Source organism: Clostridium rhizosphaerae (genome assembly GCF_016765585.1).
Classification (GTDB): Bacteria; Bacillota; Clostridia; order Clostridiales; family Clostridiaceae; genus Clostridium_AT; species Clostridium_AT rhizosphaerae.
The window spans coordinates 21,909-48,879 of record NZ_JAESWC010000023.1 but is presented as its reverse complement, the minus strand read 5'-3'; the positions used below and the strand labels follow the sequence as shown (position 1 = coordinate 48,879).

At 31.6% G+C, this 26,971-nt stretch carries 34 protein-coding genes and 1 other RNA gene; 33 read left to right on the top strand and 2 right to left on the bottom strand.

Annotated features, from left to right (window positions below; all coding sequences use genetic code 11):
• The first annotated feature begins 1 nt into the window (after window position 1).
• From JK636_RS22555 to JK636_RS22420, 28 genes are all read left to right on the top strand, one after another.
• On the top strand, window positions 2–619 hold the full coding sequence (locus JK636_RS22555; protein ID WP_202751268.1) for a DUF1062 domain-containing protein: 618 nt from the start codon (window positions 2–4) through the stop codon (window positions 617–619).
• Between the two features lie 209 nt (window positions 620–828).
• Complete coding sequence (locus JK636_RS22550; protein ID WP_202751267.1) at window positions 829–1,122, top strand: CD3324 family protein; 294 nt, start codon at window positions 829–831, stop codon at window positions 1,120–1,122.
• Window positions 1,123–1,237: 115 nt separating this feature from the next.
• Complete coding sequence (locus JK636_RS22545; protein WP_202751266.1) at window positions 1,238–2,158, top strand: hypothetical protein; 921 nt, start codon at window positions 1,238–1,240, stop codon at window positions 2,156–2,158.
• A gap of 209 nt (window positions 2,159–2,367) precedes the next feature.
• On the top strand, window positions 2,368–2,856 hold the full coding sequence (locus JK636_RS22540; protein WP_243428293.1) for an RNA polymerase sigma factor: 489 nt from the start codon (window positions 2,368–2,370) through the stop codon (window positions 2,854–2,856).
• On the top strand, window positions 2,853–3,785 hold the full coding sequence (locus JK636_RS23740) for a hypothetical protein (RefSeq protein ID WP_243428292.1): 933 nt from the start codon (window positions 2,853–2,855) through the stop codon (window positions 3,783–3,785). Before JK636_RS22540 ends, JK636_RS23740 begins: the two co-directional genes overlap by 4 nt.
• A gap of 99 nt (window positions 3,786–3,884) precedes the next feature.
• The gene (locus tag JK636_RS22530; RefSeq protein WP_202751265.1) at window positions 3,885–4,073 is read left to right on the top strand and encodes a hypothetical protein; all 189 of its coding nucleotides are present in this window, start codon (window positions 3,885–3,887) and stop codon (window positions 4,071–4,073) included.
• Window positions 4,074–4,271: 198 nt separating this feature from the next.
• Window positions 4,272–4,871, top strand: coding sequence for a DUF5071 domain-containing protein (locus JK636_RS22525; RefSeq protein WP_202751264.1), 600 nt, complete (start codon window positions 4,272–4,274; stop codon window positions 4,869–4,871).
• Window positions 4,872–4,992: 121 nt separating this feature from the next.
• On the top strand, window positions 4,993–5,520 hold the full coding sequence (locus JK636_RS22520) for a GNAT family N-acetyltransferase (protein WP_202751263.1): 528 nt from the start codon (window positions 4,993–4,995) through the stop codon (window positions 5,518–5,520).
• A 325-nt stretch (window positions 5,521–5,845) separates the two neighbouring features.
• Window positions 5,846–6,322, top strand: coding sequence for a cupin domain-containing protein (locus JK636_RS22515; RefSeq protein ID WP_202751262.1), 477 nt, complete (start codon window positions 5,846–5,848; stop codon window positions 6,320–6,322).
• A gap of 144 nt (window positions 6,323–6,466) precedes the next feature.
• A complete protein-coding gene (locus JK636_RS22510) occupies window positions 6,467–7,438 on the top strand; it encodes a DUF2971 domain-containing protein (RefSeq protein WP_202751261.1) in 972 nt (323 codons plus the stop codon).
• 93 nt (window positions 7,439–7,531) lie between these two features.
• Window positions 7,532–7,996, top strand: a complete 465-nt coding sequence (locus JK636_RS22505) for a GNAT family N-acetyltransferase (protein ID WP_338025815.1) — start codon at window positions 7,532–7,534, stop codon at window positions 7,994–7,996.
• Between the two features lie 122 nt (window positions 7,997–8,118).
• Complete coding sequence (locus JK636_RS22500; RefSeq protein ID WP_202751260.1) at window positions 8,119–8,787, top strand: Type 1 glutamine amidotransferase-like domain-containing protein; 669 nt, start codon at window positions 8,119–8,121, stop codon at window positions 8,785–8,787.
• Window positions 8,788–8,932: 145 nt separating this feature from the next.
• Window positions 8,933–9,100, top strand: a complete 168-nt coding sequence (locus tag JK636_RS22495) for a hypothetical protein (protein ID WP_202751259.1) — start codon at window positions 8,933–8,935, stop codon at window positions 9,098–9,100.
• Window positions 9,101–9,215: 115 nt separating this feature from the next.
• Window positions 9,216–10,340 carry a radical SAM protein gene (locus tag JK636_RS22490; RefSeq protein WP_202751258.1) on the top strand — a complete coding sequence of 375 codons (1,125 nt, stop codon included), beginning with the start codon at window positions 9,216–9,218 and terminating at the stop codon, window positions 10,338–10,340.
• 221 nt (window positions 10,341–10,561) lie between these two features.
• Window positions 10,562–10,807 carry a hypothetical protein gene (locus JK636_RS22485; RefSeq protein ID WP_202751257.1) on the top strand — a complete coding sequence of 82 codons (246 nt, stop codon included), beginning with the start codon at window positions 10,562–10,564 and terminating at the stop codon, window positions 10,805–10,807.
• A gap of 80 nt (window positions 10,808–10,887) precedes the next feature.
• Window positions 10,888–11,622: an aminoglycoside phosphotransferase family protein gene (locus tag JK636_RS22480; RefSeq protein WP_202751256.1), complete on the top strand. Its 735-nt coding sequence runs from the start codon at window positions 10,888–10,890 to the stop codon at window positions 11,620–11,622.
• Window positions 11,623–11,757: 135 nt separating this feature from the next.
• The gene (locus tag JK636_RS22475) at window positions 11,758–12,300 is read left to right on the top strand and encodes a hypothetical protein (RefSeq protein WP_202751255.1); all 543 of its coding nucleotides are present in this window, start codon (window positions 11,758–11,760) and stop codon (window positions 12,298–12,300) included.
• A gap of 42 nt (window positions 12,301–12,342) precedes the next feature.
• Window positions 12,343–13,770 carry a UDP-N-acetylmuramate--L-alanine ligase gene (gene murC / locus JK636_RS22470; protein WP_202751254.1) on the top strand — a complete coding sequence of 476 codons (1,428 nt, stop codon included), beginning with the start codon at window positions 12,343–12,345 and terminating at the stop codon, window positions 13,768–13,770.
• A gap of 17 nt (window positions 13,771–13,787) precedes the next feature.
• Window positions 13,788–14,357, top strand: coding sequence for a dTDP-4-dehydrorhamnose 3,5-epimerase (rfbC, locus tag JK636_RS22465; protein WP_202751253.1), 570 nt, complete (start codon window positions 13,788–13,790; stop codon window positions 14,355–14,357).
• 39 nt (window positions 14,358–14,396) lie between these two features.
• Window positions 14,397–15,005 carry an HD domain-containing protein gene (locus JK636_RS22460; RefSeq protein ID WP_202751252.1) on the top strand — a complete coding sequence of 203 codons (609 nt, stop codon included), beginning with the start codon at window positions 14,397–14,399 and terminating at the stop codon, window positions 15,003–15,005.
• Window positions 15,006–15,036: 31 nt separating this feature from the next.
• Window positions 15,037–15,915 carry an SPL family radical SAM protein gene (locus JK636_RS22455; RefSeq protein ID WP_202751251.1) on the top strand — a complete coding sequence of 293 codons (879 nt, stop codon included), beginning with the start codon at window positions 15,037–15,039 and terminating at the stop codon, window positions 15,913–15,915.
• A 171-nt stretch (window positions 15,916–16,086) separates the two neighbouring features.
• A complete protein-coding gene (locus JK636_RS22450; RefSeq protein ID WP_202751241.1) occupies window positions 16,087–16,845 on the top strand; it encodes a metallophosphoesterase family protein in 759 nt (252 codons plus the stop codon).
• Window positions 16,846–17,028: 183 nt separating this feature from the next.
• A complete protein-coding gene (locus JK636_RS22445) occupies window positions 17,029–17,922 on the top strand; it encodes an AraC family transcriptional regulator (protein WP_202751232.1) in 894 nt (297 codons plus the stop codon).
• A gap of 217 nt (window positions 17,923–18,139) precedes the next feature.
• Window positions 18,140–18,394 (top strand): TfoX/Sxy family protein, encoded by a 255-nt coding sequence (locus JK636_RS22440; protein ID WP_202751230.1) that lies wholly within the window; start codon window positions 18,140–18,142, stop codon window positions 18,392–18,394.
• Window positions 18,395–18,405: 11 nt separating this feature from the next.
• A complete protein-coding gene (locus JK636_RS22435; protein WP_202751228.1) occupies window positions 18,406–19,188 on the top strand; it encodes a hypothetical protein in 783 nt (260 codons plus the stop codon).
• A gap of 133 nt (window positions 19,189–19,321) precedes the next feature.
• Window positions 19,322–20,515, top strand: a complete 1,194-nt coding sequence (locus JK636_RS22430; protein WP_202751226.1) for an MFS transporter — start codon at window positions 19,322–19,324, stop codon at window positions 20,513–20,515.
• Between the two features lie 104 nt (window positions 20,516–20,619).
• A complete protein-coding gene (locus JK636_RS22425; protein WP_202751224.1) occupies window positions 20,620–21,183 on the top strand; it encodes a histidine phosphatase family protein in 564 nt (187 codons plus the stop codon).
• A complete protein-coding gene (locus JK636_RS22420; protein ID WP_202751222.1) occupies window positions 21,170–22,708 on the top strand; it encodes a serine hydrolase domain-containing protein in 1,539 nt (512 codons plus the stop codon). The genes JK636_RS22425 and JK636_RS22420 overlap by 14 nt, the downstream gene beginning before the upstream one ends.
• A 27-nt stretch (window positions 22,709–22,735) precedes the next feature.
• On the opposite strand, the gene JK636_RS22415 is transcribed toward JK636_RS22420, so the two are convergent.
• Window positions 22,736–23,134, bottom strand: a complete 399-nt coding sequence (locus JK636_RS22415) for a hypothetical protein (protein ID WP_202751220.1) — start codon at window positions 23,132–23,134, stop codon at window positions 22,736–22,738.
• Between the two features lie 162 nt (window positions 23,135–23,296).
• On the opposite strand from JK636_RS22415, the gene JK636_RS22410 reads away from it, so the two are divergent.
• The 3 genes from JK636_RS22410 to ssrS all read left to right on the top strand — a co-directional run bounded on the left by JK636_RS22410 (window position 23,297) and on the right by ssrS (window position 25,196).
• Window positions 23,297–23,923, top strand: coding sequence for an HAD-IA family hydrolase (locus JK636_RS22410; RefSeq protein ID WP_202751218.1), 627 nt, complete (start codon window positions 23,297–23,299; stop codon window positions 23,921–23,923).
• A gap of 28 nt (window positions 23,924–23,951) precedes the next feature.
• Window positions 23,952–24,899 (top strand): polysaccharide deacetylase family protein, encoded by a 948-nt coding sequence (locus JK636_RS22405; RefSeq protein WP_202751217.1) that lies wholly within the window; start codon window positions 23,952–23,954, stop codon window positions 24,897–24,899.
• A 105-nt stretch (window positions 24,900–25,004) separates the two neighbouring features.
• Window positions 25,005–25,196: non-coding RNA, 6S RNA (gene ssrS, locus JK636_RS24220), on the top strand.
• 127 nt (window positions 25,197–25,323) lie between these two features.
• Here the strand turns inward: ssrS and JK636_RS22400 are convergent.
• Window positions 25,324–25,521, bottom strand: coding sequence for a hypothetical protein (locus tag JK636_RS22400; RefSeq protein WP_202751216.1), 198 nt, complete (start codon window positions 25,519–25,521; stop codon window positions 25,324–25,326).
• A 148-nt stretch (window positions 25,522–25,669) separates the two neighbouring features.
• Here JK636_RS22400 and JK636_RS22395 point away from each other — a divergent pair, with 148 nt between their 5' ends.
• Both JK636_RS22395 and JK636_RS22390 read left to right on the top strand, forming a co-directional pair.
• Window positions 25,670–26,215, top strand: coding sequence for a GNAT family N-acetyltransferase (locus tag JK636_RS22395; RefSeq protein ID WP_202751215.1), 546 nt, complete (start codon window positions 25,670–25,672; stop codon window positions 26,213–26,215).
• A gap of 24 nt (window positions 26,216–26,239) precedes the next feature.
• On the top strand, window positions 26,240–26,971 hold the full coding sequence (locus tag JK636_RS22390) for a gamma-glutamyl-gamma-aminobutyrate hydrolase family protein (protein ID WP_202751213.1): 732 nt from the start codon (window positions 26,240–26,242) through the stop codon (window positions 26,969–26,971).

The following is a 26,971-nucleotide window of genomic DNA, read 5'->3' as shown; positions in this document are numbered from 1 at the left end:
AATGAGCTATTTAAATAAACATCAATGGGAACTAGTCCCTCAAAACTTACCGATAGTAAAAAGAAGTTGTCCTAAGTGCAATGAAAAAACAAATTATATAAATAGTGAAAAATTTAGAATAAATGCAAATAAAAATAGCATTGATATTTGGTTAATTTATAAATGTGAAAAATGTAAATCAACTTGGAATATGACTATATATGAAAGAATAAAGCCTTGTAATATTAGTAAGAATGAGTATAATAAATTTCTTTCCAACGACAGAGATTTGGTCAGAGAATATGCCTTTAATTCAAGTATATATAACACGAATAAAGCTGAAGTTTTTTTAGATGATATAAGTTATAGATTAGTTCAAAGAAAATTAGAAGCATACTATATAAAAGAAAATGAACTTGTTATTGAGATTATTTGCAAGTATCCAATAGACTTAAGAGTTGATAAGCTTTTAAGTGACATACTTGAAATTTCAAGGAGTAAAATTAAGAGTATGATTGAAAAAGGGATAGTCTTTGTTAATGATAATAAAAATTCATCAAATATAAAGGTGCGGGATGGAATGGAGATACATGTTTTACAGGTAGTAGATAATATAGAAACCTTAGAGGGCGCAATATGATACTATATTCTATTGGCTGTAAGCATCTGTTGCAATCATGAAGCAGTTTTGGTAAAATTTGTGTAAGGGTAGTTAAGAAGGGAGCATTGTTTTATGAGAAGATATATTTTTTGTGCATAGCAGGGGCTATTGCATAAAGGTAGTTAATAAGTTGTAAAAAATAGCCTTTGCTAATCCTAAAGTAAAACCATATTTAGGAGGAGCATCAAATGAGCTATTCAAACGCAAGGGATATTTTCCCGAGTGAAATACTAGAGATAATTCAAAACTATGTGGATGGTGAATTCATTTATATACCGAAGAAAGAAGAAAATAAAATTGCTTGGGGGAAACTAACCAATAGCAAAAGCGAACTTTCCAAAAGGAATGCAAGTATATATGAAGATTATTTAAAGGGAATGTGCACAAAATCCCTTTCAGAGAAGTATTATTTGTCATACAAAAGTATACAGAGGATTATTTTAGAAACGAGGAAATACCATAATATAGAATGTGTTACCTAATTTGTTTAGGTAGCACATTTTTTATTAAGTAATAATGTACTTACAAGATATGGTATACTAAAAGAAGTAAATAAGGTACAAGCTAAAGACAAATATTAACTTGTGGGGGGTATTTATGAAGAAAGTAAACTTAAACCATGTAGCATCTTGGATGCATAGAAATGCAAGAGAACTTGAGCTTGCAATATGGAATTATCATTTTGAGAACGGAAATAAAGAAGATGTGGTTAACGCCTTAATGTATTATCAAAACGAGGATGGTGGATTTGGCAATGCGGTTGATCCTGATAATTGGAATGTAAACTCATTACCAATGGCAACGCTATTTAGTATTAATATCTTAAAGGATATTGAATTCTTTGATATGCAGCATCCAATATATTTAGGCATAAAGAGGTACATTGATACTGAATTAAACTTTCCGAAAGGTTGTACTTTTACTGCGATTACAAACAAAGATTATCCTCATGCTAGTTATTATAATTATGATGAAAAGTATAATATAACTGAAAGTACAGGTGTTATTTTAGGATTTTGTTCATTTATCATTGAGAATTATTGTGACTCAAAAATGTATTCGGCGGCATTAGAACTTATTGGTAAGATGCTGGTAAAACTATTCGATGATAATCTTGGAGATATGGGGCCAACTGGATATATTTCCTTGGTTAATGCTATGAAACATGCACAGATTAAGGGTTATGATTATGATAAATTGGAGTTAAGACTAAAAGAACTAGTAAATAACTCTATCCAGCGAAACCCAGAGCAGTGGCCTTACTATGGTTATAGACCGTCGGATTATATCAAATTTGAAGATAGTATTTTTTATCAAGATAATAAAGATATTATTAATGTAGAATTAGATTTTTTATGTGATACTCTACTAGAAAATGATGTTTGGCCAATCTCATGGTCATGGTTTGAAAATAACGAAAAGTATCCCAAAGAGTCAACAATTAGTGAAAACTGGTGGAAATCTATAAAGGCAATTGAAAGAGCAAAGTTCTTAAAGAATTTTAGAAGAACGCAGTAAGACTTTTTTATTTTGATGCCCTTTAGCTCTCAAAATTAAGGGAGACCTCCTAATGAAGGTCTCCCTTAAAATATTATAATCTCAAAAACATCTATAAATAGTACTTTAATATAATTAGCACTACTCAATAAAAAAAGTTATTTTTTATTATTTTAAATGTGACTATCAGCCACTTTGATTCGTGTTATAGATGAAAGGAGGTTTTGATTTTGGAGAAGCCGTCTAAATATAAAACTGATGATTTCGCACAAAAGTACAATTTATACAGTGATATGATATTTAAAGTTTGCATGGTTTACCTTGGTAATAAAGAGGATGCAGAGGAAGCTATTCAGGAAGCTTTTTTTAAACTAATTTACAAGAGCCCGCAATTTGTTGATGAAGAACATGAAAAAGCTTGGCTAATCAGAGTAACTATCAATATATGTAAAGATATGCTTAGAAGTGTATGGCATAAACGGGTGTTTAAACAGGAGGATATTGAGAGCTACTATGACAATTCTAATGATATGAATGTCATGGAGGAGATTTTAAAGCTATCTTCCAAGTACAAGGATGTTATTTATCTTTATTACTTTGAAGATTATAGTGTTAAGTATATATCAGAAATACTTAATATATCAGAGTCTGCTGTAAAAATGCGCTTAAAACGTGGACGACACACATTAAAAATAGAATTGGAGGGAGAGCAGTTATGAAAAGGGACGAAATTAAGAGTGCAATTGAAAAGCTAGTTCCAGATAAAGAAATGGAGCAAAGACTGGCAGAAAAAATATCACAAAAACAAAATAATAAGTTTTCCATGAAAAGAATAGCTGCTTTAGCAGCTACTATTGTGATAGTTACAAACCTTGGAATATTTGGGCATAAGCTCGTAGAGAAAAAAGCAACTACTCCTCCTGTAGTCTCAAACTCTGGAGAGGGTATCAATATACCTAAAATTCAATTACCAAATCAAAAAGGTTCAAAGGCGAATATGATAGGGCTTATTGTATATGAAGGAAGAATATATACTCAATCAGGTACAAAAATAAGTCCTGAATATGGAAAAAAATTGCTTGGTGAAAAGCTTGGAACTACAAAAGGAAATATAGATGAATGGAGCAAGCAGAAAGATTATGCTGTCGAGTTTGCATCAACAATTGGTATAGCTGAGGTTTACTCTGTTAAGGGGTATGATAAAAGCTTCAGAATAATGACCTATACTAATCAAGAAGGAATAGTTAATGCAGAGTTTTTTGAGTGCTTCAATGGAATTACTATAAAATCAGGTGAGGATGTTTTTGGTAAATTAAAAATAGAAAATAATATAAGTTCCGCGACACTAGAGAAGTTCGAAAGCTGGAATAACAACAAACAACAATATACAGAGCTGAAAAACCTCCAGTCATTAAACAACTTTATAAAGGAATTAAAAAATACAACTCCATATACACAAGAGAGCTTAATGAATCTTTTTGATAACCAAGGAGACGCAAATCAAAAGTTTATATATATAACTTTAAAGGATGGAAGCGAGGTTCAATTAAGACTATTTAAAAATGGTTATATATTTTATAACAGTTCTCATTGCTTTTTCAAGATGGATAATGAAGCTTTCCATAAGTTCTGGAATGAATTAAATTAGGTTAAATATACCTTATTGCCCTGGTAATAAGGTATATTTTCATTCCATACACTATAAAAAGGAATGTAGGTTTCGTATTTATACATGGGAGTGATAAAAATGCGAGTTAATCCAATTAATAAGTCTGATCAAAGCAGAATGCACAAAGAGGTAGAAAATACATATGAATATAACCGTAAAAGAAGAGCTAATGAGGAAGGTGCATCATTTTTTGATATACTTGAACAAATAAAGAAAAATAGCTCAGGTAGTATAATGAAAAACAATGTTAAAAAGAAAATAGTATAATATAAATTAAAATATATTATGATACATATTCTTAAATATTGAATCAAGCAAAGCTAGAGGAATTAATTCTTCTAGCTTTAATTTTTATGAAGGAAATATTGTGAATTTCTAGAATATAAAGTTATACAGAAGTACAATAAGGATTATGCAATGATCATAAGTTTTGCTATTTAGAGATTAAAATATTAGGAGAGAGTAATGGATAACATTGAAATTGAAGAATATATACAAAATCTAAACTCAGAGGCACCTCAATATTTACAAGACTATGCTATAAGTCAACTTATTAATCTTGAAGGCTCAAAATTGCATTTACTTCTACAACCAATATCAAAGAACTATTGGAGAAATGCAGCAATAGTTTTAAAGAAAATTGGATATCCAAGAGTTAAATCGATAATTCCAGAACTTTTGGAATGGATTCAAGATATGAACTGGCCTGGTGCACAAGAAATAGTTGACTTATTGATTACAGTTGATGATGAGGTAGTACCATATGTAAAAAAAGTCTTAAAATCAAGAGATGGAATTTGGATAATATGGTTATTATCTGAGGTAGTGAGTAAATGGAACAAGGATCTAAAGAAGCAGATTAAAGATGATTTATATAAGTTATCGGTTACTTTAGATAATAATCTTATTATTGAAGGTGTTGATATACAATCTATGAAACTGCTTTATGAAAGCAAGTTTATATATAAGCCTGAGGTTTTAAATATTATTAAAAGAAAAACGGAATTGTATGAAGAATTAGTAGAAAATCTTGATGAGTTTAGAGAATCAATTAAAGAAATGTAGTAATTTTAATATACATGACATAGATAATTCCATTAGCACTTCATATAAATAAAATGTTACTGTTCGCATTAGCTTGAATTGTATTTCAAATTTTATATAACATAATGAGAGGTATATAGATATGAAAACGCCAATATTAGAAACAGATAGATTAATTTTGCGACCATTTTGCCTGGAAGATGCACAGGAAGTGTTTGAATGTTGGGAAAGTGATCCTGATGTTGCAAAGTATATGTTTTGGAGCAGTCATAATGATATAAATAAAACTATTAGCTGGGTAAAAAAAGAATTAAGAAAAATAGATTCTGATGACTGGTACAGATGGGCAATTTTATCGAAGGAAACAAGAGAGTTGCTTGGAACTGGATTAATTTATCTTGAAGAAGAGTATGGAAAATTTGAAATAGGGTATAATTTGGGCAAAAAAGCTTGGGGGTTTGGGTATACAACAGAAGCAATGCAGGAAGTTATAAAATTTGCAAAAGAAGAATTGGGGATAAAAGAAATAATGGGAAGACATGCAAAAGAAAATCCTGCTTCCGGCAAGGTTATGGTAAAATTAGGATTTACATATATTAAGGATATACCCTATGAATGTAGTAGGGGAAAAAATTTATATGCCGGTAAAGAGTACATTTTAAAGTTATAGCAAAAGACCTAAAACATCATATAACAAAATTTTACATCCGCCTTTGTAGGTGGATTTTTTAATATAGATATGTGTAAATTTATGGTTTATAATCTATATATAGGTTAAAGCAGTTGGCCTAATAAGGCACATTCCTTCATCGGCTCAAGTACAGCCAAAGATATTCTTCTGGAATACGTTTCAGAAACGTCTTGAATGAGAAACGCAATATATAATTTTAGAGAACAAGAGCGGTAGTTTAGAGTTTTTTGAATCCTTTTAGTTATAAGTATAGATAAATTATAAAGAATTGATAAGTATTTATATGATATTAAGGAGTAATGAGATGAATAATCGTGAAATTCAAATAACCAATAAAAACCTAATCGAACCAACACATAAAAGTGAGCATGAGCCTTACGAATACTATAAGTACGAGGTAACAAAACGAGGCAAAGATAGCCAATGTTATGTTGCTATTTATGAAATTCCACCCCAGAAAGCAAGCTATCCATACCACTATCATCTAAAAAATGAAGAAGTTTTCTATATCATTAGCGGAAACGGAATTTTAGAGACACCTAGTGGAAATAAGACTATCTCAGCTGGAGATATTATAGTCTGCCCGCCATTAGAAAAAGGAGCACACAAAATAATTAATTCTTCATATAATGAAATGCTTGTATATTTAGATTGCGACACACTTAACAATCCTGACATAGCATATTATCCTAATTCTGATAAAGTTGGCATTATTCTAAATGGAGAATCAAGTACATTTTATAGAAAAAATACAAATTTGGACTATTATGAAGGTGAATAAATAGCCAAGCTAAGCCTGCTACACTAAGTCAGGTATGTCTAAGTGTAGCAGTATCGGAAGTTGGAAATGATATGTGAAATTAGCTAGATAGTTTTCAGGTCGATTGTATTTATTTAAGTTTAAGTATACTAGGGGGATTTTTGAATGAATGAATATCGAAATAAGCATATTAAATGCTTTAATCCATCCACAGAAGATAGAAGTTTATATGCCAAACAACGAATATATCACTATACATCTCCACGCGGGCTTTATGCCATTTTAGACAATTCAACTATTAGATTTACCGATTGTCAGTTCTTAAATGATAAGTCAGAATATACTCATATCAAAAAGCCGCTAATTAAAGCCTTTGAAGAAATTAAAAGTGATTTACACAATGATTTGGAAACAAGTGTAATGGATTTACTCAGTAATAATTTTGAACAAGATGATATTAAGCTAGAGGGCAAATCTTCTAAGCAATCATTACAATCTATAAAAAAGAGGTATTATGTATTTTGCAGTTCAACGGCGCAAGACTCATTAGGGATGTGGAATTACTATGTAAAAGGTGGCAATTATCAAGGGTATAATATCGGGCTTAGCATAAGTAAGTTACTTGATTGTTTCTCAACCATTAAAAACCCTGAAATTGATGTTTTTTACGGCAAAGTAATTTATAAGGAAAGGGATCAAATCAATCTATTAAAAGATTTACTTTTAAAAGCAGATCAAGATCTCGAAGACAAATTAAGTAAAGCTAAAAGTTCAGAAGACATTAGCTTAAGTGAACAAGAAGTAATAGGAGAAGTCTTAACGTTTATAGAAAACTACAGATTATTTTTTAAAGATGAAGCATTCAACAATGAAAAAGAGTATCGATTTGTAATAAAACTTCCTCTAGAATTTACGCCTAATACGAGCGATCCGATTTCTATTGGATTTGATGTTAAAAATGGAGTATTCACACCTTTTTGTGTATTGTCAATTAGTAAAGAAAATACAATCGATTCTATTATGCTATCACCAATGCTGGAAAGTGAATTAGCTGAGCAAGGTTTAAAAAGGTACTTAAAACTTAAAGGTTTTAGCAGTATTACAATTGAACAGTCAAAAGTACCTATAAGGTATTAAGATCTTCATAAAAAGTGCTGCTGCTCAAAGATTTTTTAATAAGTTTACTAAGAGGCTGTAGCTAAATAGGACAAATTAAAGGAGGTGTGTAATGTGCTGAGTGAGGAATATTCATTATGTTATGCAGAAGTGAATGACATAGACTCCTGGATTAAAATGGTTGAAATTGTACGAGATAACTTTCCCGGATTAGAGACAGATGAGGATATGGAGGGTTATAGGCAAACTGTAATTAAAAACATAAAAAGACAAACTGCTCTTTGTGTGAAACATAAAGGGGATATTGTTGGAATTATGCTTTTTTCTTTTAATTCTAAATGCATTTCTTGTATGGCAGTTCATCCCAATCATCGTAGAAAAGGAATTGCATCTGCTATGATAGAAAAAATGTTATCATTATTTCCAAATGACACAGACATATCAGTTACAACCTTTAGAGAAAATGATATAAAAGGAATTGCTCCAAGACAACTATATAGAAAATTTGGATTTGAAGAAGATGAGCTTGTAATTGAATTTAACTATCCCAATCAGAAATTTATTTTACATAAAAAATGATTAAATAGTTTTACAACTACAATTTCGTAACTCTATTAAATAATAAAATAAGTTTGAAGTTAATTGAATATATTTGAGAAAGTATTGATAGAAAAACATATAACTTTATTGGGGGGATTACTGTGAATATCCTATTAGATAAATTGGATTTTAATGAGGAATGGGCATATGAAACATTAAAAAATATAATTAAACCTACTTATAAAATTTGCGTAGTTCCTTTTGCCTTCCATGAGGAATGGATGAAAAATAAAGAGGAATGGGAAAAGTTTTATAATAAGACAAATGGGTCAGAGTACGTGAAAATAGCTAATCCATTTTATATTTATGGAATTGAAGACAAAGACATTATTTTGATTAATTATTTTACAGACAGTAGTGAGGATGCTAAAGCAAAAATAAATGCAAGTGATATTATCTTTTTTACAGGCGGCTTCCCTGACAAAGCTATGACTAGATTAGAAGAGTTTGATTTAATTGACGATATTGAAAAGTATGATGGCATAAAAATGGGGTGGAGTGCTGGAGCTATGATGCAATGTTTTGACTACTTTATATCACCGGATGAAGATTATCCGGAGTTTGTTTATAAAAAGGGCTTAAGGTTTATAAAAGATTTTGCGGTTCAAGTTCATTATAAAAGTGTAGATACAATAAATAATAGTATTGAAAAGTATATGCGTGAAAAGAATAAAATGGTTTATACAACAGAACCTCAAAGTGCAATAATTGTTGATGGGAGCCAAATTATATTATTAGGAAATGCAAAAAAATATCATGTATTAACGTAAAGCAACTATGATAATTTTAAAATCGAGCCATTAGGCAGCTAAGCTTGATAATACACATAAAAATAAACCCTCTTTTAAATTCAACTACATTCCAGCATATGAAGATACTAAAATTACAAACCCTATAACCTTTGGAAATCATAATATGTATCCAGTTTCTTATACTTATATTGAATATCTAGATAAAACATATGGAATGGAAAAGATCTTAAAGTTAATAAAAACCGAAGATTATTCACAGGCCTTTGGCAAGACTGAAAAAGAAATATATGAAGATTGGGTAACTTTTTTTAAATCAAGTTATTTAGAATAAGTAATTGAAAATTTTATCTACATACAAAACTATAAAATTGCTATATAATTAAATTTGTTCATATATACCTTTGAATAAGAATATGTGCAGGATGAGAAATACAAGGAGGATACTTATGAAAATTTCAAAGAAAGATGCGTTGATGTGGTTTGAATTCTTTTCAATGTTGCCAGAGGAAGAGGAATTAATGACAAAACAAAAGGAGATTATGTACTCTACCTTTGCACAAATTGAGGAAGCCATTGATTATAGAAATGATATGTTAATGTCAGAAATTAAAGGTTTGAATACTTTAAAGAATAGAACTTTATTTGTAGGAAATGAAAGTAAATTCCCAAGAGGATGTATTTCTTGTCTCATGGGTACCGGTTTAGGTGCAATTAGGAAAACGAATAAATGTAATATAGAGTGTAAGTTCTGTTACAATTATGGAGAACTAGAAGATATTCCTCCAATTGGCGAAGGTATGTGGGATATTGGAGGTACAAAATTTTATGAGAAAGATATTGATATGCTTCTTTCAGTTCACAAGAAACCAACTGGCGTTGCATACGTTTATTTAGAACCATTCATGGAAATTGAAAAATACTATTCTATAATAAAAAAATTTAGTGACGCAGGGGTTTATCAACATCTTTATACAAATGGTATCTTAGCTACAGAAGAGACCTTGAAAGCATTAGGTGAAGCCGGCCTTAACGAGATACGTTTCAACCTGGGTGCTTCTAATTGTTCAGACAAAGTTATTAAAAATATTGGAATAGCAAAAAAATATATTAATAATGTAGGTATTGAAACTCCAATGACTCCTGAGTTTTTTGAGGCGTTTTTTAAGAAAAAGCAAGCAATCTTTGAAACAAAACTGGATTTTATAAATTGTGCAGAATTACATTTAAATGAGAATAACATAAATAATTATTATGAGGAAAACATGTATATTTCAAGACATGGCTATATATCTCCAATTTGGAGCAGAGAATTAACTTTGAAATTCATGAAAATAGCCGATGAAGAAAAGTGGGATTTAGTAGTTCATGATTGTTCAAACAATACAAAATTTGCTAGAGATTTAAATTTGAGCAGCAAAGAAGGTAAGTGGTTCGGAGCCAGCAATTATGCCTGTGAGTTTCCAAGAATTCCATACGAAGCATTTTTACCAATACTGAGTGATGACAATTTCAAATTTTTAAGTGAAGAAGAATTGCCTGATGGCTATAAGCCGGGAGAATTGATTTATTAGAAATTATCATAAAAAAATGCCTTCAAGGCATAGGGATAAATTTATATATAATAAAGTATTATTGTCCACCTCGACAGGTGGATTTTTTTTATATGGAACTGTGTAAAATTATGGGTTATAATCAAAATATAGGTGAGATATTGCATTCGGATTAATTAAGAAATACACTAGTATGCTTAATGCTAGGAAATATTGGGCCTGATATAATTCTTGGAATAATTGTGCCCAAACGTGAGGGGGACAATATAAAGGAATTATTGGTTGATACACTAGTAGCGGCAATTAGAGACTGGAATTCTAAAGCAAAAAGCGAGAGTATACATTATATTGGAGAGTTAATGAAGAAAGAAGACAAATATAGTATTCATATTGATTTCGGAAACTGCAATATAGAAGCGTTAGAAATCGTAATTAGTTCATTAGCAAATAAATTTAACAATAACATTTCTAAAGTAACGATTGAGTAACTATAGTGAAAATCATATAGCTGATTAAAAATTGACTAAAGTAGAACCAAATTTAACGTAAAGGATTTGGAGGCAGGCAGATGGAGTATGGGAAATTAATTGGTGTAGGAAATACAGCAAATGTATATGAATGGGAAGAAGGTAAAGTTCTTAAGCTTTTTCATCAAGGATATCCAGAAGAAGATGTAGCAAAAGAGTTTAATAATGCAATGGCAATAAGAAAAATGAATTTTGAAAAGCCAAAGGCACATGAAATAGTTTCCTTTGAAGGAAAAAGTGGCATTATATACGATAGGGTGGAAGGTGAATCTTTACTAGATTGGGTTATGAAAACTGGTGATGTAAAGAAATGCGCAGAGTATATGGCAAAGCTGCACAGAACAATAGTCCAAAATAAGATTAATAATGTATCCAATTATAAAGGCTTTTTAAAGTTTCATATATTAAGAGCATCCTCTGCGGATTTGAATAAACAGAAAGATGCATTACAATTGCTGGATAAGCTGCCAGAGGGAGATACATTATGTCACGGTGATTTCCATCCAGGTAATATATTGATATCAAATGGAAATACAATTGTATTAGATTTCATGAACATTTGCCATGGAGATTTATTATATGATGTAGCAAGAACTGTATTTCTCGTAGAATATACACCTGTACCAGAAGAAGTTTATGATAGGGAAGTGCTTTTACAACTAAAGAAAACACTGGCAGATTTATATCTTATGGAAATGAATGTTACAAGAGAAATGATACAGGATTACCTATTAGTTATAATTATGGCCAGAAAGGGTGAATGCCCTAATGAATAACATTAAAAGTTATTGAGCCAGCGTGTACAAACTTTACTTCTATGTCGCCATCATTCAGAAAAAATTATACATGACTATATATTTTAGAATACTACGAATTGGAGGCTATTTTAAAATTATAAGGGGATAGCTATTATGAACATTGATGACCTGTATATAACAAATTATAGGGAAGCTGGTGGATTACCACTACACAGCATAACAAGATTAACCAAAGAAGAAGCCTATGCTTTGGCAAGTAAATTGTCGCAGGCAAGCCTTTCAAAAAGAGATAGATATGGCGATTACTTCGATACCTATTATCATAAAAGGTTGAGAACAGAAGAATGGCTGTATAATGAATTTACATCTTTAAAGGGTGAACCCCAGACACATCATCCAATATATTTTACATTACTTGAGAGTGAGAGGTTACACAGCTTTTTTGGCAATGACAATAATGTGAAGATTTTACTAAAGGATATTGAAGCTTCACATATAAGCTTTACTCCAAGAGATAGTATGCACCTCATGGATATGGGAAGAACTGAAAACACAGTATGGAGAAAAGAAGATCTATTTAGGCTAATTAACGAATCAAAACAAGATATTCTACAATTTATTAGAAGCACTCCAGAGAAATATGGACTTGTCGGAGGATATATTGAGGTGCAATTGTGGAATGACATATATTTTTAGACTGAGTATTAGTTATATAATTAATTTCAAAGGAGTAAAAGTATGGATAAAAGATTGCATGTGCATTTTATGGGTATAAGAGGAAGCGGAATGGCACCTATAGCAGTAATAGCTCAAAAATCAGGATTCGAGGTGTCCGGATGTGACTGTAATGAAACAAGTTATTATAGTGATGCATTACTTGATAGCGGAATTGATATAAAATTGGGGCATAGCTCAGAACATTTAAAGGGGGTAGACATTCTGGCAGTTACACCAGCTGTTTTTGATATTAACCCTAACCATCCAGAAATTGTTGAAGCAAGAAAGAGGAATATATTAATGACCTGGCAGGAATTCATGGGCAAATATCTTCAGAAAGATAAATTTCTTGTTGCAATAGCAGGCACCCACGGAAAATCCACTACTACAGTCTTAACAGGATTAGTATTAGAGGCTGGAGAACTAGATCCTATAGTAGAAGCTGGAACTATATATAAACCTTGGGGAGGTGGTTTCAGGATATCTGAATCTAAATACTTTGTCTGTGAGGCAGATGAGTTTAATTGCAATTTTTTAAATTATTCACCATCTCTAATCATTATCAATAACATTGAAATGGATCATCCTGAATTTTTCAAAGACTTCGCAGAATTTAAAAGGGCATTTAAAAAGTTTATAAGAAACATAAAGAATTCCGGTACTCTTGTGGTAAATGAAGAAAATGAGGGAATTAGAGAAGTACTTATAGATATAAAAGATTGGCTTCAAGAGAAAAATGTTAAGGTCATTGGATATTACTTAAAACATAAATTTAATTTTCCTTTCAGCGCTGAGTATAAAGGTGAAATAATGAAGTTTGCTGAAGATGGTGTAGACTTTGAGGTTTGTGGCCCTAATTTTAAAGATAGTTTTAAGATTGGTCTTCTAGGGGCACATAATGTTTTAAATTCCTTAGGGGTACTCAGTGCTGCTATTGAATTGGGGGTAAGTATAGAAACAATGAAAACTGTGTTTAAAAAATTTAGTGGTATTGGGAGAAGAACTGAATTAGTTGATGAAGTGAATAAAATAAAAGTTTACGATGATTATGGTCACCATCCTACTGCAATAGCTGCGGTTTTGGATACTTTTAAAACTATTTACCAGAATAAAAAAGTATATGCAATAGTTGAACCTCATCAAATATCAAGACTGAAATTATTTCCTGAGGAATTTATTGCTGCTTTGAACAATGCAGATGAGGTCATAGTAACAAAAACTTATATTGGTAGAGAAATTAATAAAAATCTAGAACCTGTGGATATGGGTTCCTTCATAAGTAAAGTTGATGCTGGTAAGGCCTCTTATATTGAAGATTTTAATAATGTTGCAGATACAATTTCTTTAAAAGCTAAAGAGGGAGATATTATCATCGTTTTTGGTGCTGGCAATTCACATAAGCTTGCTAAATTAATCGTTGAAAGGTTAAAAAATACTGAAAGTAAGTAGGTAGATGGAGGTAAAAGATGGGGAAGTTCAAGTTTGAAAAATGTTTGGATATAGAAGGTCTTTATACTATAGAACCTAAAATATTTTTAGATGAAAGAGGTTATAATTTAGAAACATATAATTCCAAAGATTTTAAAGAAGCGGGGCTTGATATGGAGTTCATTCAAGAAAACCAATCAATGTCTAAAAAAGGAGTTCTTAGAGGATTACATTTTCAAAAAACATATCAGCAAGGGAAGCTGGTTCGTGTTATAAGCGGCGAGGTGTTCGATGTGGCAGTTGACATTCGTGAAGGATCAAAGACATATGGTAAGTGGTTTGGAGTTATTTTGTCGGCTGAAAAGAAAAATATGTTATATGTTCCAGAAGGGTTTGCACATGGTTTCCTAGTCCTTTCCGAAACTGCTGAATTTGCTTATAAGCTATCCGATTATTATCACCCTGAGGATGAAAGCGGTGTTCCCTGGAATGATAAAACAATAGGCGTTAAGTGGCCAATTCCTGAAGGAATGACAATTATAACTTCTGAAAGGGATAATAATCATCCTGCTTTTAGCGAAGGAATAGCATTAAAGCCTAAAAGTTAAGAGCTTTAAATTGGTTATAGACTTAAGGAGATATAATAAATGTATGAAGAACATTTAAATTATGTAAAAGAGTATTTTGCTTTACATGGAGATGTACCGCCTAATCCCTTAATGGCGTTCAGGTCTAAATATCAGCATACCTTGCGTGTACTTGGATGGGCTAAAAGATTAGTAAGAGAAAGAAAAGATGTAGATACAGATATTTTATTTACAGCAGTGATTTTTCATGATATAGGCTGTTCTGAGGGTAAAGAATTTCATGCTGAGAGAAGTGCTAAAATATTTTATGAATATGGTCTAAAAATGAATTTAGATTTAACATTCATTGAAAGGGTAAAAGGTTTAATATCCCTTCATTCTTCAAAGGAATTATTGAAGGAAAAGGACACTCCTATAGAATTGATAATCCTTATGGAGGCTGATTTGCTTGATGAGGAAGGAGCACTGAGAATAGTATGGTATTCCTTAGATAAAGGAATTAGCGGTGCACAGAGCTATCTGGATGTTTATAAGCACATCATTATGGGGAGTAATAAACGTTTAATTAATCCAATGGTAACGGAAAAAGCACAATATTATTGGAACGAGAAACAAAAAATTGTTGAAGAATTTACAAGACAGCTGGAAGATGATATTACAGTTAATTAGAAGACTTATATAGAGTAAAGAGGAGAAGATTATGCATGAAACAAAAGTAAAAGGCATCTTGTCAGCTCAGAATGGCATGAATATATATAGAGGTTGTACTCATGGCTGTATTTATTGCGATTCACGAAGCAGATGCTATCAGATGCAGCATGACTTTGAAGATATAGAGATAAAAGTAAATGCTCCTGAGCTTTTAGAAGAGACTCTTAGGAGAAAAAGAAAGAAATGCATGATAGGAACTGGTGCCATGAGCGATCCTTATATCCATTTAGAAGAAAGGCTTGGAAATACAAGAAAATGTATTGAACTTATCCATTCCTATGGCTTCGGGCTTGCAATACAAACTAAGTCTGCAAGAATTTTGCGAGATTTAGATTTGCTTAAAAAAATCAATGAAAAAACAAAGTGTGTGGTACAAATGACTTTAACTACTTATGATGAAGCTTTGTGCAAAATTATAGAGCCAAATGTAAGTACTACAAAGGAACGATTTGAAGTTTTAAAGATAATGCGTGATAATGGAATCCCTACTGTAGTTTGGCTTTGTCCTATTTTACCTTTTATTAATGATACTGAGGAAAATATTATGGGGATTTTAGATTATTGTATTGAGGCAAAAGTGCATGGAATTATTTGTTTTGGTATGGGATTAACCTTGCGGGAAGGAAATAGAGAGTATTTTTATGAAAAGCTGGATCGGTATTTCCCGGGAATGAAGGATAGATATATTAAAAAATATAACTTTGCATATCAGCTACCAAGTCCTAATAATGCAAAGCTAATGAGAATATTTGAAAGTACGTGCAAATCAAATGGTATAGTATACGATATCGGAGAGTGCTTTGATTATCTTCATAAGTTTGAAGAAAAAAATACATATGAACAAATAGTAATACCTGGATTAATTTAGTATTATAAAAAATTAATATATAGCATTTAAGAACTCTTATAAATTTCAAAAAGGGTTCTTATTTTTATGTATGGAAGTTTATGTAGTATAATGAAGGAATTTTACATATTAAGAAGAATATATTAACTGATGATTTTAGTAGTATATTAAATTTTATTAGAGAGGTATTATATGAAAATTGCACTGGTTTCTGATATACATAGCAATAGTACTGCTTTTGAAGCTGTATTAAGGAATATAAATAACGAAAAAGCAGATATGATTTTTTTCCTAGGTGATTATGTATTTGGGGGCTATGGATCAAATAAAACAGTAGACTTATTAATTAAGTGCAAGAGAGAAAACAAAGATAATCTAATTATATCAGGAAATATTGACGAATTAATAACTCCAATAGAGAAAAATGCTGACTGGCTTTATCCAGTAAATAAAGAAATATATAATGAGTTAGGAGAAGAAAGAATAAAATTTTTAAAATCACTTCCTAATGCCTTATTAATCGAAAAGGATGGAGTTGTTATGAGTTTATGTCATAACCCATCAGATGGTGATGTTTTCATAAATGCTGACAGCTTAAGAAGAGAAAATAATGAACCTAATAGAGATGAACTTGTTAGGATAGCAGAGGCTATGGAAAGTGATATTTGTATTTTTGGACATTATCATTTGTTTATGGATGAAGAAGTGAATGGAAAAAGGTTCATTTGTCCTGGTTCCGTAGGAATGCCATTCAATGGAGATCCTAGAGCCCAGTATACTATATTGAATATAACTAATAATAAAATTTCAACTTCAAGACGCTGTGTTGAATACGACAGGCTAAAGTTTGTAGAGGAATTTGATAAAAAGGGCTATATTGAAAAATATAGAAAATGGTCAATGGATATAATTACGACTGTTCTAACAGCTCATAATTATTTTGGTACATAATAAATTTTATAAACTGGGGTCAAGGGATTGCAGCAGAAGAACTAAGAGAAGTTATTAGGTTTGGACTTCTTAAGATATATAAAGTAAATCAACCTATCTATATACACCTGCATATTTGTACCTAAAATGCAGGGAACATTAAAGTCACCTTTGTTAAGATTAAATACGAAAGGTTGGTGCAAGATGGAATGGATTGAGAGAATGACGGCTACCATAGATTATATTGAAGATCATTTGGATGAGGATATTATGTATGATGAAGTAGCAAAAATTGCATGCTGCTCAATGCATCAGTTTGGGAGAGTTTTTTCCTATATTATAGGTATATCCTTGTCTGAGTATATTCGACGTAGAAGATTGACACTTTCTGCATTGGATTTGCAAAAGAGCAGTATGAAAGTAATAGATGTTGCTCTAAAGTACGGGTATAATTCCCCCGATGCTTTCACTCGTGCTTTTTATGAAATGCATGGTGTTACTCCAAAGATGGCTCGAAATTTAGGTGTAAAGCTTAAAGCATATCCTCGCATCACTTTTCATATTTCAATTAAAGGAGATGTAGAGATGGAATATCGTATCGAAGAAAAACAAGAAATTAAGCTGACAGGAATGGTTAGGAAAATACAAAGGCAATCTGCAAACATTGTTGCAAATGATTGGAGAGAGGTAGCAGGAGAGGTTTGGAATATTTGGGATGAATTTTTAAATCACGGCATGAATGAAAAAATTAGAGACCAATATAAGTTATATCGTGCTCCTATGTGGCAAATGGGCTTTACAAAAACGCTTGAAAATGGAGAAACATTACTTGCAATCGGTGCTGAGGCTGATGATAATATTTTAACCGATTTAGACGTATATACTATTCCAGCTAACAAGTGGGCAGTTTTTACGGCAAGAGGAAATTTGTCAGGCAAGGAGCATCCTATTGATGAGATGTGGACAAGAATAACAACTGAGTGGTTTACTACATGTGGGTATAAAAGAGCAGCCGATTATGAAATAGAGGTATATCCTCCGGGAGATACAAGCTGTGACGATTATGTCTGCGAGATATGGATTCCTGTTACTATATAAGAAATAGAGGCAGTTTTAAGCAAACTGCCTTTAAATTCATGTTCAGGATTAGTAACTATGGTAGTGAGCATTAAAAGTCTTAAAGTTTGGAAAATAAAATATTTATATATATGTATACCAAATTATAACTTATAATATAATTAAAGGTTATAAGGTTGTTGAAGAAATATTATTTTGAAGTACTTGATAGGATAAAAATAATCAGGAGATGATTTAATTGGAAGAACTAACTAAAATGCCTAATATAGGTTCAGTATTAGAGAAAAAATTAAAAGATGTAGATATCAACACCCCGGAAGAATTGATAAACTTAGGTAGTAAGGAAGCATTTACTAGAATTAAGGTGATTGACAATACAGCATGCTGCAGTATGTTATGTGCCTTAGAAGGAGCAGTACAAGGAGTGAGATGGCATAACTTAAATGATATTACTAAAGAGGATCTGAAAAAGTTTTTTAAAACATTTAAGTAAGGAGAAAATATATGAACTCCATAGATAGAAACACAATAATTAATGCTATTAAAGATAAATTCATTTCAATGGATGAGGTTCATGCCTACTGGCTTGAGGGAGCAGATTCACTAAATGCAGTAGATGAGTATTCAGATATAGATATTTGGCTTGATGTAGAAGATGGATATGAGGACAGAGCATTTGCTCTAGCTGAAGAGGAACTATCAAGGCTTGGAAAATTAGATTTTAAATACAGCATAAATCATGCGCATCCTAAAATTCATCAAAACTATTATCATATAGAGGGAACAAGCCAATATTTAATAATTGATTTTTGTATACAAAGTCACAGCAGAGATAAAGATGAGGTAAGGTTTATAGAAGGAGATATACTTGAATTTCCTAAGGTAATATTTGATAAGTCAAATGTAATAACAATATTAAAAGATGAAGAAAAAGTGTACATAAGTTTAATTGAAAATATTATTAGTGAAGTAAAGGCCAAGTATAATCAGCATTCTAGAGTAATTAAATATGTTGAGAGAAACAACTACCCGGAGGCTTTCATTTATTATTTAAAATATGCTGCTGATCCTTTGGTACAGCTTATGAGAGTTAAATATACACCTAAGTATCATTATCTGCATTTTATACATATATCCAATCATATACCTAAAGAGGAAGTTAAATTGCTTGAGTATTACTATCAAATTTCAAGCTTAGAAGATATTCGCATTAAGACAGAGAAGGCTAAAAAGACTTGTAATGAATTAATAAAAGAAATTGAAGGGATTTATAATTTAAAAGTATGAGATTAATACTCAAAACAAAGGAGGGATTGTTTTATGCCGCCTAATTAAGACCTATTAAAGGCTTATATAATAAATTATCCTCGTCCGCCGCCTTATTATTTAGGTTATGTTTTAATAATAAGGAGGAGAGATAATGGATAATAATTTATTTAGATATAAACTTAACATTTATTTGATGTATGCATATTCATTTTTTCACAGCTTGATTTTTGCTTATGTTATAGAAAGGCTTTATTGGGCTTCGAGAGGAATAACAAGTCAGCAGGTTGTATATATAGAAATTATTTATGCAGCTGTTGTTATATTGCTGGAAGTTCCTACAGGCTCTTTAGCTGATAAATGGAGCAAAAAAATATTAATGGTATTCCATGCAGTTTTTTCTTTGCTGGAATTTATAATTTTGATATACGCTCATAGCTTTTGGCATTTTGCTTTAGCTGTAACTATGGCAGGTATAGGTAAATCCTTATGCAGTGGAACAAGCAATGCATTGGTGTTTGAATCACTTAAGATGAATAGAGATACGGAATGCTTCGAGAGAGTTTTAGGCAGAATAGGTTTTTATGATTATTTTGCTGCTATGCTTGCAGCGCTTTTAGGCAGTTTTGTTGCAGCTAAAAGCAGTTATATAACTACTTATTGGATGTCTTTGATAAGTGTTATGATTTCGGTTATTATAGCCTGTTTTTTTAAAGAGCCAAAAGCAGCTTATGAAAAGGAAGAGGTTATAAGTTATTTTAGACATATGGCAGCTGCTTTTAATTTTCTAAAAGATAAATCAGCCATTAAATTCATATTATTTTTTGGTATAGTTACAGGGGCAGTTTTCACCTATATTGATGAATTCTGGCAAACTTATCTTCAGGCCATAAATGTTCCCGTTATTCTCTTTGGAGTTATAAGTGCTTCAAGAATGATTTCTTCAAGCTTATCTGGTATATATGCTTATAAGCTTAAAAATAAGTTTTCAAACAAAACAATTTTTTCCACTGTAATAATAGTTCTTTTATCATCAATATTTGGAGCAAGTGTCTTAAAAACATCTTTAGGGATTATACCGCTCATAATTTCGTTTGCAGCTTATGGTGTTGTTGAACCTTTAGTATTAGGTTATCTTCACCATAGAACTGAATCAAAAATAAGAGCTACTGTAGAATCATTCCAGTCCCTTGCCTTGAGAGTATTTACTATAATATGCGGATTATTTTTTGGATATTTCGCAACGAATTATTCTATATTTATTGGTTTTAGATTTTTAGCTTTTAGTCTAATTGCTTATTTTATATATTTTACTATAAAACAAAATAAAGATATAGAATTTGAATAATATCTTCTTTAGGGGCTGCTGAGTATGCAGCCTCAAATTATTTAAGGGGTATAAGGTTTAATAAACTTTATATGATAAATAGAAATTACAAGGGGGTTAATATTATGACAAAGCTTATTCTTATACGACATGGGGAACCAGATTATAGTTTTGTGACCGAAAGGAAATTTAAGGGCCATGGATTAGATTTGGCTCAGCTTACTGAAAAGGGTAAAGAGCTGGCAAGGAATGCAGCAAAGGATGAGCGACTTAATGGGGCAAAGCTTATTGTATCATCGCCTTATACAAGGGCACTTCAAACAGCAGCAATTATTTCCAAGGAAAGAAATCTTGATATAGAGATTGAAGTTGATATTCATGAGTGGCTGCCTGATTTAAGCTTTAGCTACATATCTGATGATGTGGTTAAAGCTGCCGGCAAGGAATGTACTTTGTGTAAAGGAGAATATGCAGAAAGCGATAAAAGGAATTGGGAAAAGCTGAGCGCAGTAGCTGCCAGGGCTTTTAAAGGGTTAGAAAAATATTTGTGCTATGACAAAATAATTGTTGTAACTCATGGTGTTGTAATGAGACAGTTTATGTACCAAGATGATATACCTTATTGCGGAATTTTAGAAGTAGATTTTAGTAAGAGTTTTAAATGGGGTGGATGGATTGAAAAAAAGTAAACTAATAAAAGTATTAACTTTGATTGTTGGGTTTGTTTTTTCAATATCTAATATTGTATATGCTAGGGATACTGCTGCAGGAAGTAAAGAGGATTACTCAAAGCTTGAACAATTTATACAAGATGAAATGAAGAAATCTAATATACCAGGTGCAGCTGTAAGCATTATAAGCAATAACGAAGTATATTCAAAGGGTTTTGGAACTTATGATAATAGCGGAAAAGAAGTTAATCCAGATACTTTGTTTAAAATTGGATCTATAAGTAAGACCTTCACAGCAATTTCAATTATGAAGCTTGCTGAAAAAGGGAAGATTGATCTTGATACACCAATAGAAAATTATGTGCCATGGCTTAAAATAAGTGTTCCTCAAGGGGCACCTAAGATTACGGTTAAACACCTTTTAACTCATACAAGTGGTCTTAAGCTAGGTGCATATCAGGATGTTTTATTTTCTAATGAAGGAAATATAAGCATAAAAGAGCGTATTTTGAAAATTAAGGATTTAAAAACAATTAGGTCAGCAGGAGAGAAGTGGGAATATTCCAATTTAGGCTTTCTTATACTAGGTGCAGCTATTGAAGAGGTTACTGGGCAGTCTTATAAAGAGTATTTAAGAAAAAACATACTAGAGCCTCTCGACATGAAAAATACTTACTTATCAGAAAAGGAACTGCCTAAGGAAAATGTATCAGAAGGGGTTGAACCTTTCTTTGGTAGAACCTATAGCATTTATCGTCCTTATCAGGAAAACTGTGTTTCAGTAGGATGGATATATTCAAGTGCAAATGATATGGCGCATTATATGTCTATGCTTTTAAATGAAGGAAGCTATAACAATAAAACTATTTTATCAGCTGAAAGCTTTAAAAAAATGACATGGCCAGTTGTAACTGATCCAAGTTTTCAATTTGGTTTGGGAATGTTTATTGAGAGCGGTATGTTTTATCATGGTGGTGACCATGAAAATTATCACGCCTTTATGGTAATAAACCCCATTGATAAGAAGGCTGGATTTTTAGTGTATAACTCTAATCATATGCTATATTCAGTATTAGAAACTATTGGACTCAAAAATATTATTAATAAGTATAATGTAGAACTTCCGAGTATCTATTTTGATGGAGCCATGAAAAATATTATGAAGGGACACAACCCCACTGAAATTAATAGTGTAAACATAGTAAAGGTACAGGTTGTTATAAATATAATTTTATTAGGTATTTTACTAGGTGCAGTTATTTTATTTTTCAGACTGACCCATTGGAGAAAAAAATTTAGAGGCGGAGGGAAATCAAAGGTCTTATATTTGATATGGGGGCTTTTAATTAATATACTGATGCCGATAGCTGCACTAAGTTATGAAACTATGACAAAGGCTTTGTATAATACTGCTCCTGATTTGGCAATTGAAGCTGACCTAATATTTATTGTACTTTTAATTACTGGTGTCAGAAAAATATTAATTTTATTTTCGGAAATGAGCAATAAGAGAAAAGGCAAACGGGAGTTTATAGAAAATTAAATATGTAACATAAAAAGGAGCAGTTTTTTAAAGACTGCTCCTTTGGTTTTGTTCAGCTATTATGCTTCTTATTTTTTCTTTTATGTACTGGTTTTGATAAACCATATTAGAGTCAAATTTGCATTTGTTTATTATAGCTAAAAATGTGAGATTTTTATTTGACTTAGCTAAACTTGCAGCAGCTTTTTCTATCTTTTCCTTTAAAACTTGTATCTCTTTATAGTTTACCATTGTTTGGAGTATATAGTTTCTAAGATCAGGGTACTGTCTTATTACGAAAGGAGTAATTGATGCTTTTTCTGCTACGACTGAAAATACTAAACGTTCTTTATTTGCAATCATACTTTCTATGACAGCGTTGATATCCGTTTTGTATTCCTTTATATCCTTATAGTAAATGCCTGTGGTACTCAAACAATTTTCCATGCTTTCTCCTCCCATTCGACAATGGTTATACTTTAATAATAAAATATTAATGTCGTAATGTAAATTATTTTATTGCTTTTATAGACAAGTATTATGGTCTGTTGTATGTTTATATAGAGAGATTTTATATGTTAAATAATTGCAAATATTGGGGGGAGAGCTATGAACTATACAGATATTATATGGGATTTCGACGGCACTTTATTTGATACATATCCGTCTATTATATATGCCTTTAAGATGGCTTTAAAAGACGATGGAATAGAAACTGAGGATGATAATATACATAAGTATATAAAAATTTCTGTATCTGATGCAATCAATTATTTCAGTGAGAACTATAGCATCAGTGAAAGCTTTATTAGCAGGTTTAAAGCTTATGAGAAAGAAGCGCCTATTGATAAAATTGTTCCTTTTAAGTATGCAAAGGAAATTTGTGAGGAAATAGCTAAAAATGGCGGAAAAAATTTTATATTAACTCATAGAGGTAACAGCACTTATAAATACTTGAAAGCATATAATATGGAGAAGTGTTTTACTGAGGTAGTTAATAAGCATAGCGGATTTAAGAGAAAACCGCATCCAGAGGCGTTTAATTATTTGATTGATAAATACGAAATAGATAAAAGCAGGGCACTAGTAGTAGGAGACAGAGAACTTGAAATTATGGGGGCAAAAAATTCAAACATAAGCTCCTGTTTGTATGACACTAATAATGTAAACTATAGTGAGAAACCAGACTTTATAATATATTCACTAGAAGAGTTGAAAGAAATTTTATTTGATTAATAGATTTTATTTTAAGGGGGAATGGGTCTTGGTTAAAAAGTTATTTTTAGTAACTATAGTAATATCTATGATTGTGTGTATATTTAGCGGTTGCAGCAAAGCAGGGGACAAGCCTAAAGTAGAGAATAATAAAGTGTTGGCAACTAATGAAGAGCAAAATGTGCAAAGTCAAAGTTCTCAGTCAGAGGTTAATAAAATGATTGATGAAAAGATTAGTACAAGCAAAGAAGAAAAAGTAGAGCAAAAAATAGAACAAAATAGTAAGCCGGTGGTTACTGCGACTGAAACAAAGCCGGACAAAAAGCCTACAGAAACTCCGGGCAAAGCAGATAAAATTGTATACTTAACTTTTGATGATGCTATGTCTAACAATACAGTGAAAATTTTGGATACCTTAAAGAAATATAATATTAAAGCCACCTTTTTTCCTAATATAATGGATAAACCTGAAAATAGGGAGTTTCAAAGGCAAATGCTGAAGAGAATGGCTTCGGAAGGGCATTCTATCGGTAATCATACTGCTTCTCATAATTACGCTTATGTTTATTCTTCTGTTGATAATTATATAGCTGACACAAATAAACTAAACGATTTTATATATGAAGCTGCGGGTATACGACCTAATATACTAAGATTTCCAGGAGGGTCAAACAATCAGGTAAGCTGGAGATACAGTGGCAAAGAGTTCATGGGAAAACAGCTTATACCTAAAATGAAGGAGCTGGGATACCAATATTTTGATTGGAATGTATCTTCTTCAGATGCTTCAGCAGCTACTCTTTCTAAGGACACAATAATTAAAAATGTACTAAATGGAGCAAAAGGCAAACAAAAGGCTATAGTGCTTATGCATGAAAGCGCTGCTAAGACAACCACTGCTGATGCTTTGTCTAACATAATTGAAGGACTTAAGGCAATGGGGTATAGTTTTGATACGCTGACAAAAGATTCATATACTTGTCAGTTTACTAAATAAGATCTATATTGTATTAATTGCCATAATAGCCCCCTTGTATCATAAAATTATTTGTGATATTATATAAATCACAGAAGGGAACAACCTACTGTGTTATATAAATCATGTGTTCTGGAATATGCGCTAAGCTCTTCTTTTGAACCTACATTAAAGCCAAGGGAATCCGATATTTAGATAGATAAATGTACTCACCTGTGAGTCCTTTAACGGCATTGAGAGCGATTGAATGATCTGTGAGGATACCCACCTATCGAGAGATAGGTGTCAAAATAAGGGCACCGGTATTTCGGACATGATTTTTATGAAAATAATCTTAAGTGTTTAAAAGAACAAGCAATTGATCTTTAACGTTTAGGCAAATAAAAACTCTAGTAAAAAGTATAAATCTTGTACTTTTTACTAGAGTTTTTTAGTTTAAGTTTACTTATTGAAGACCTTTATTAGCTTTTGACTGTTGATTCAGCTTTTTTGCTTCTTCTAAATTCAAGCTGTTAACGCTGCTGCTAAAGTCAGCTTCAGTAACGCCCTGAGTTAGACTTATCTTTGATTTCCCGTCAGGTGTAGAATTAGCTTTTGCTTGCTCATTTAATAATTTTGTTTCCTGCAAATTTTTATCGCTCATAGTTTTCTCCTTTTCAATCTTTTTCGAAAAATAAAAATTGTGCTAGGGAGGTGCACAAATATAGTTTACCCATAGTTAATTGATATATTGATAAACATATTGGAATTTATGGTATAATTTATACATTAAATTAATCGGGGGGAATATAATGGGAAGTTTTGAAGAAATAAAATATATGTGTAAGGATAAGAATATTGTAATAAGAAGCGCAGGAGTAGATGATGCAGAAGAGCTTATTGAGCTTATTAGAAAAATAGATAATGAAACTACCTTCCTTTTAAGAGAGCCGGATGAATTTACCATGACTTTAGAAAAGGAAAGAGAGTTTTTGGAAGATAAATTAAGCAATGATAGAGAACTGTTTATTATCGCAGAGGTTGATGGTAAAATAGCAGGGACCTGCGGACTTCATGGAAGCAGCCGCAAAAGGCTGATACATTCTAGAATTCTTGGAATCGCCTTAGCTAAAGAGTTTTGGGGCATAGGGATTGGAACAAGACTTATGAAGGCAGCTATAAATTGGACAAAAGATAATGGATTTTTAAGAATAACTCTTGAAGTTGATACAAAAAATTATAGAGGTATTAGCCTTTATACAAAAATGGGCTTTGAGGTTGAAGGTACTTTTATAAAGGATAAGAAACTGGCTGATGGTACATTTACAAATAGTTATGCGATGGCTTTATTACTATAAATAGTTTTTTAGGAGGGAAGGTTTATGAAAAAGCCTGTAATAGGTATTTTAGGAAACTTACTTTTAATTGAAAATGATATTTTTGCAGGTTCGGAAAGGTCCTATGTTAATAATGACTATATCAAAGCTGTACATATGGCAGGAGGAGTTCCTGTAATAATTCCTCCTCTTCTGGATAATGAGATAATAGATAAACAAATAAGTATTTTAGATGGAATTATAATTTCTGGAGGATATGATGTTAATCCTTTGCTTTACGGTGATGAACCAAGAGAAAATTTAGGATTTATTCACCCTCTTGTAGATGATTTTACAATAAAGGCAATTAAAGCAGCTGTTGGTTTAAATAAACCGATACTAGGTATATGCAAAGGTGCTCAAATACTTAATGTAACCTTTGGCGGAACATTATATCAAGATTTATCCTACATGCCAGGCTGTTTTGTAAAACATTCGCAAAATGCAAAGCCAGATGTGGCTACTCATATAATAGAAGTTGAGAAAGGAAGCAAGCTGTATGAAATTACAGAGGGAAATACTTATGTAAATAGTTTTCATCATCAGGTTCTAAAAGATATAGCCAAGGATTTTAAAGTTACAGCAAGAGCAAAGGATGGTGCTGTCGAAGCTATAGAGATGGAAGATAAGGCTTTTGTTATGGCTGTTCAGTGGCATCCGGAGATGATGGCAGCTACAAATGAGATTATGAGAAGACTTTTTGAAAGATTAATTAAGGAATCCTCGAAAACTCTATAA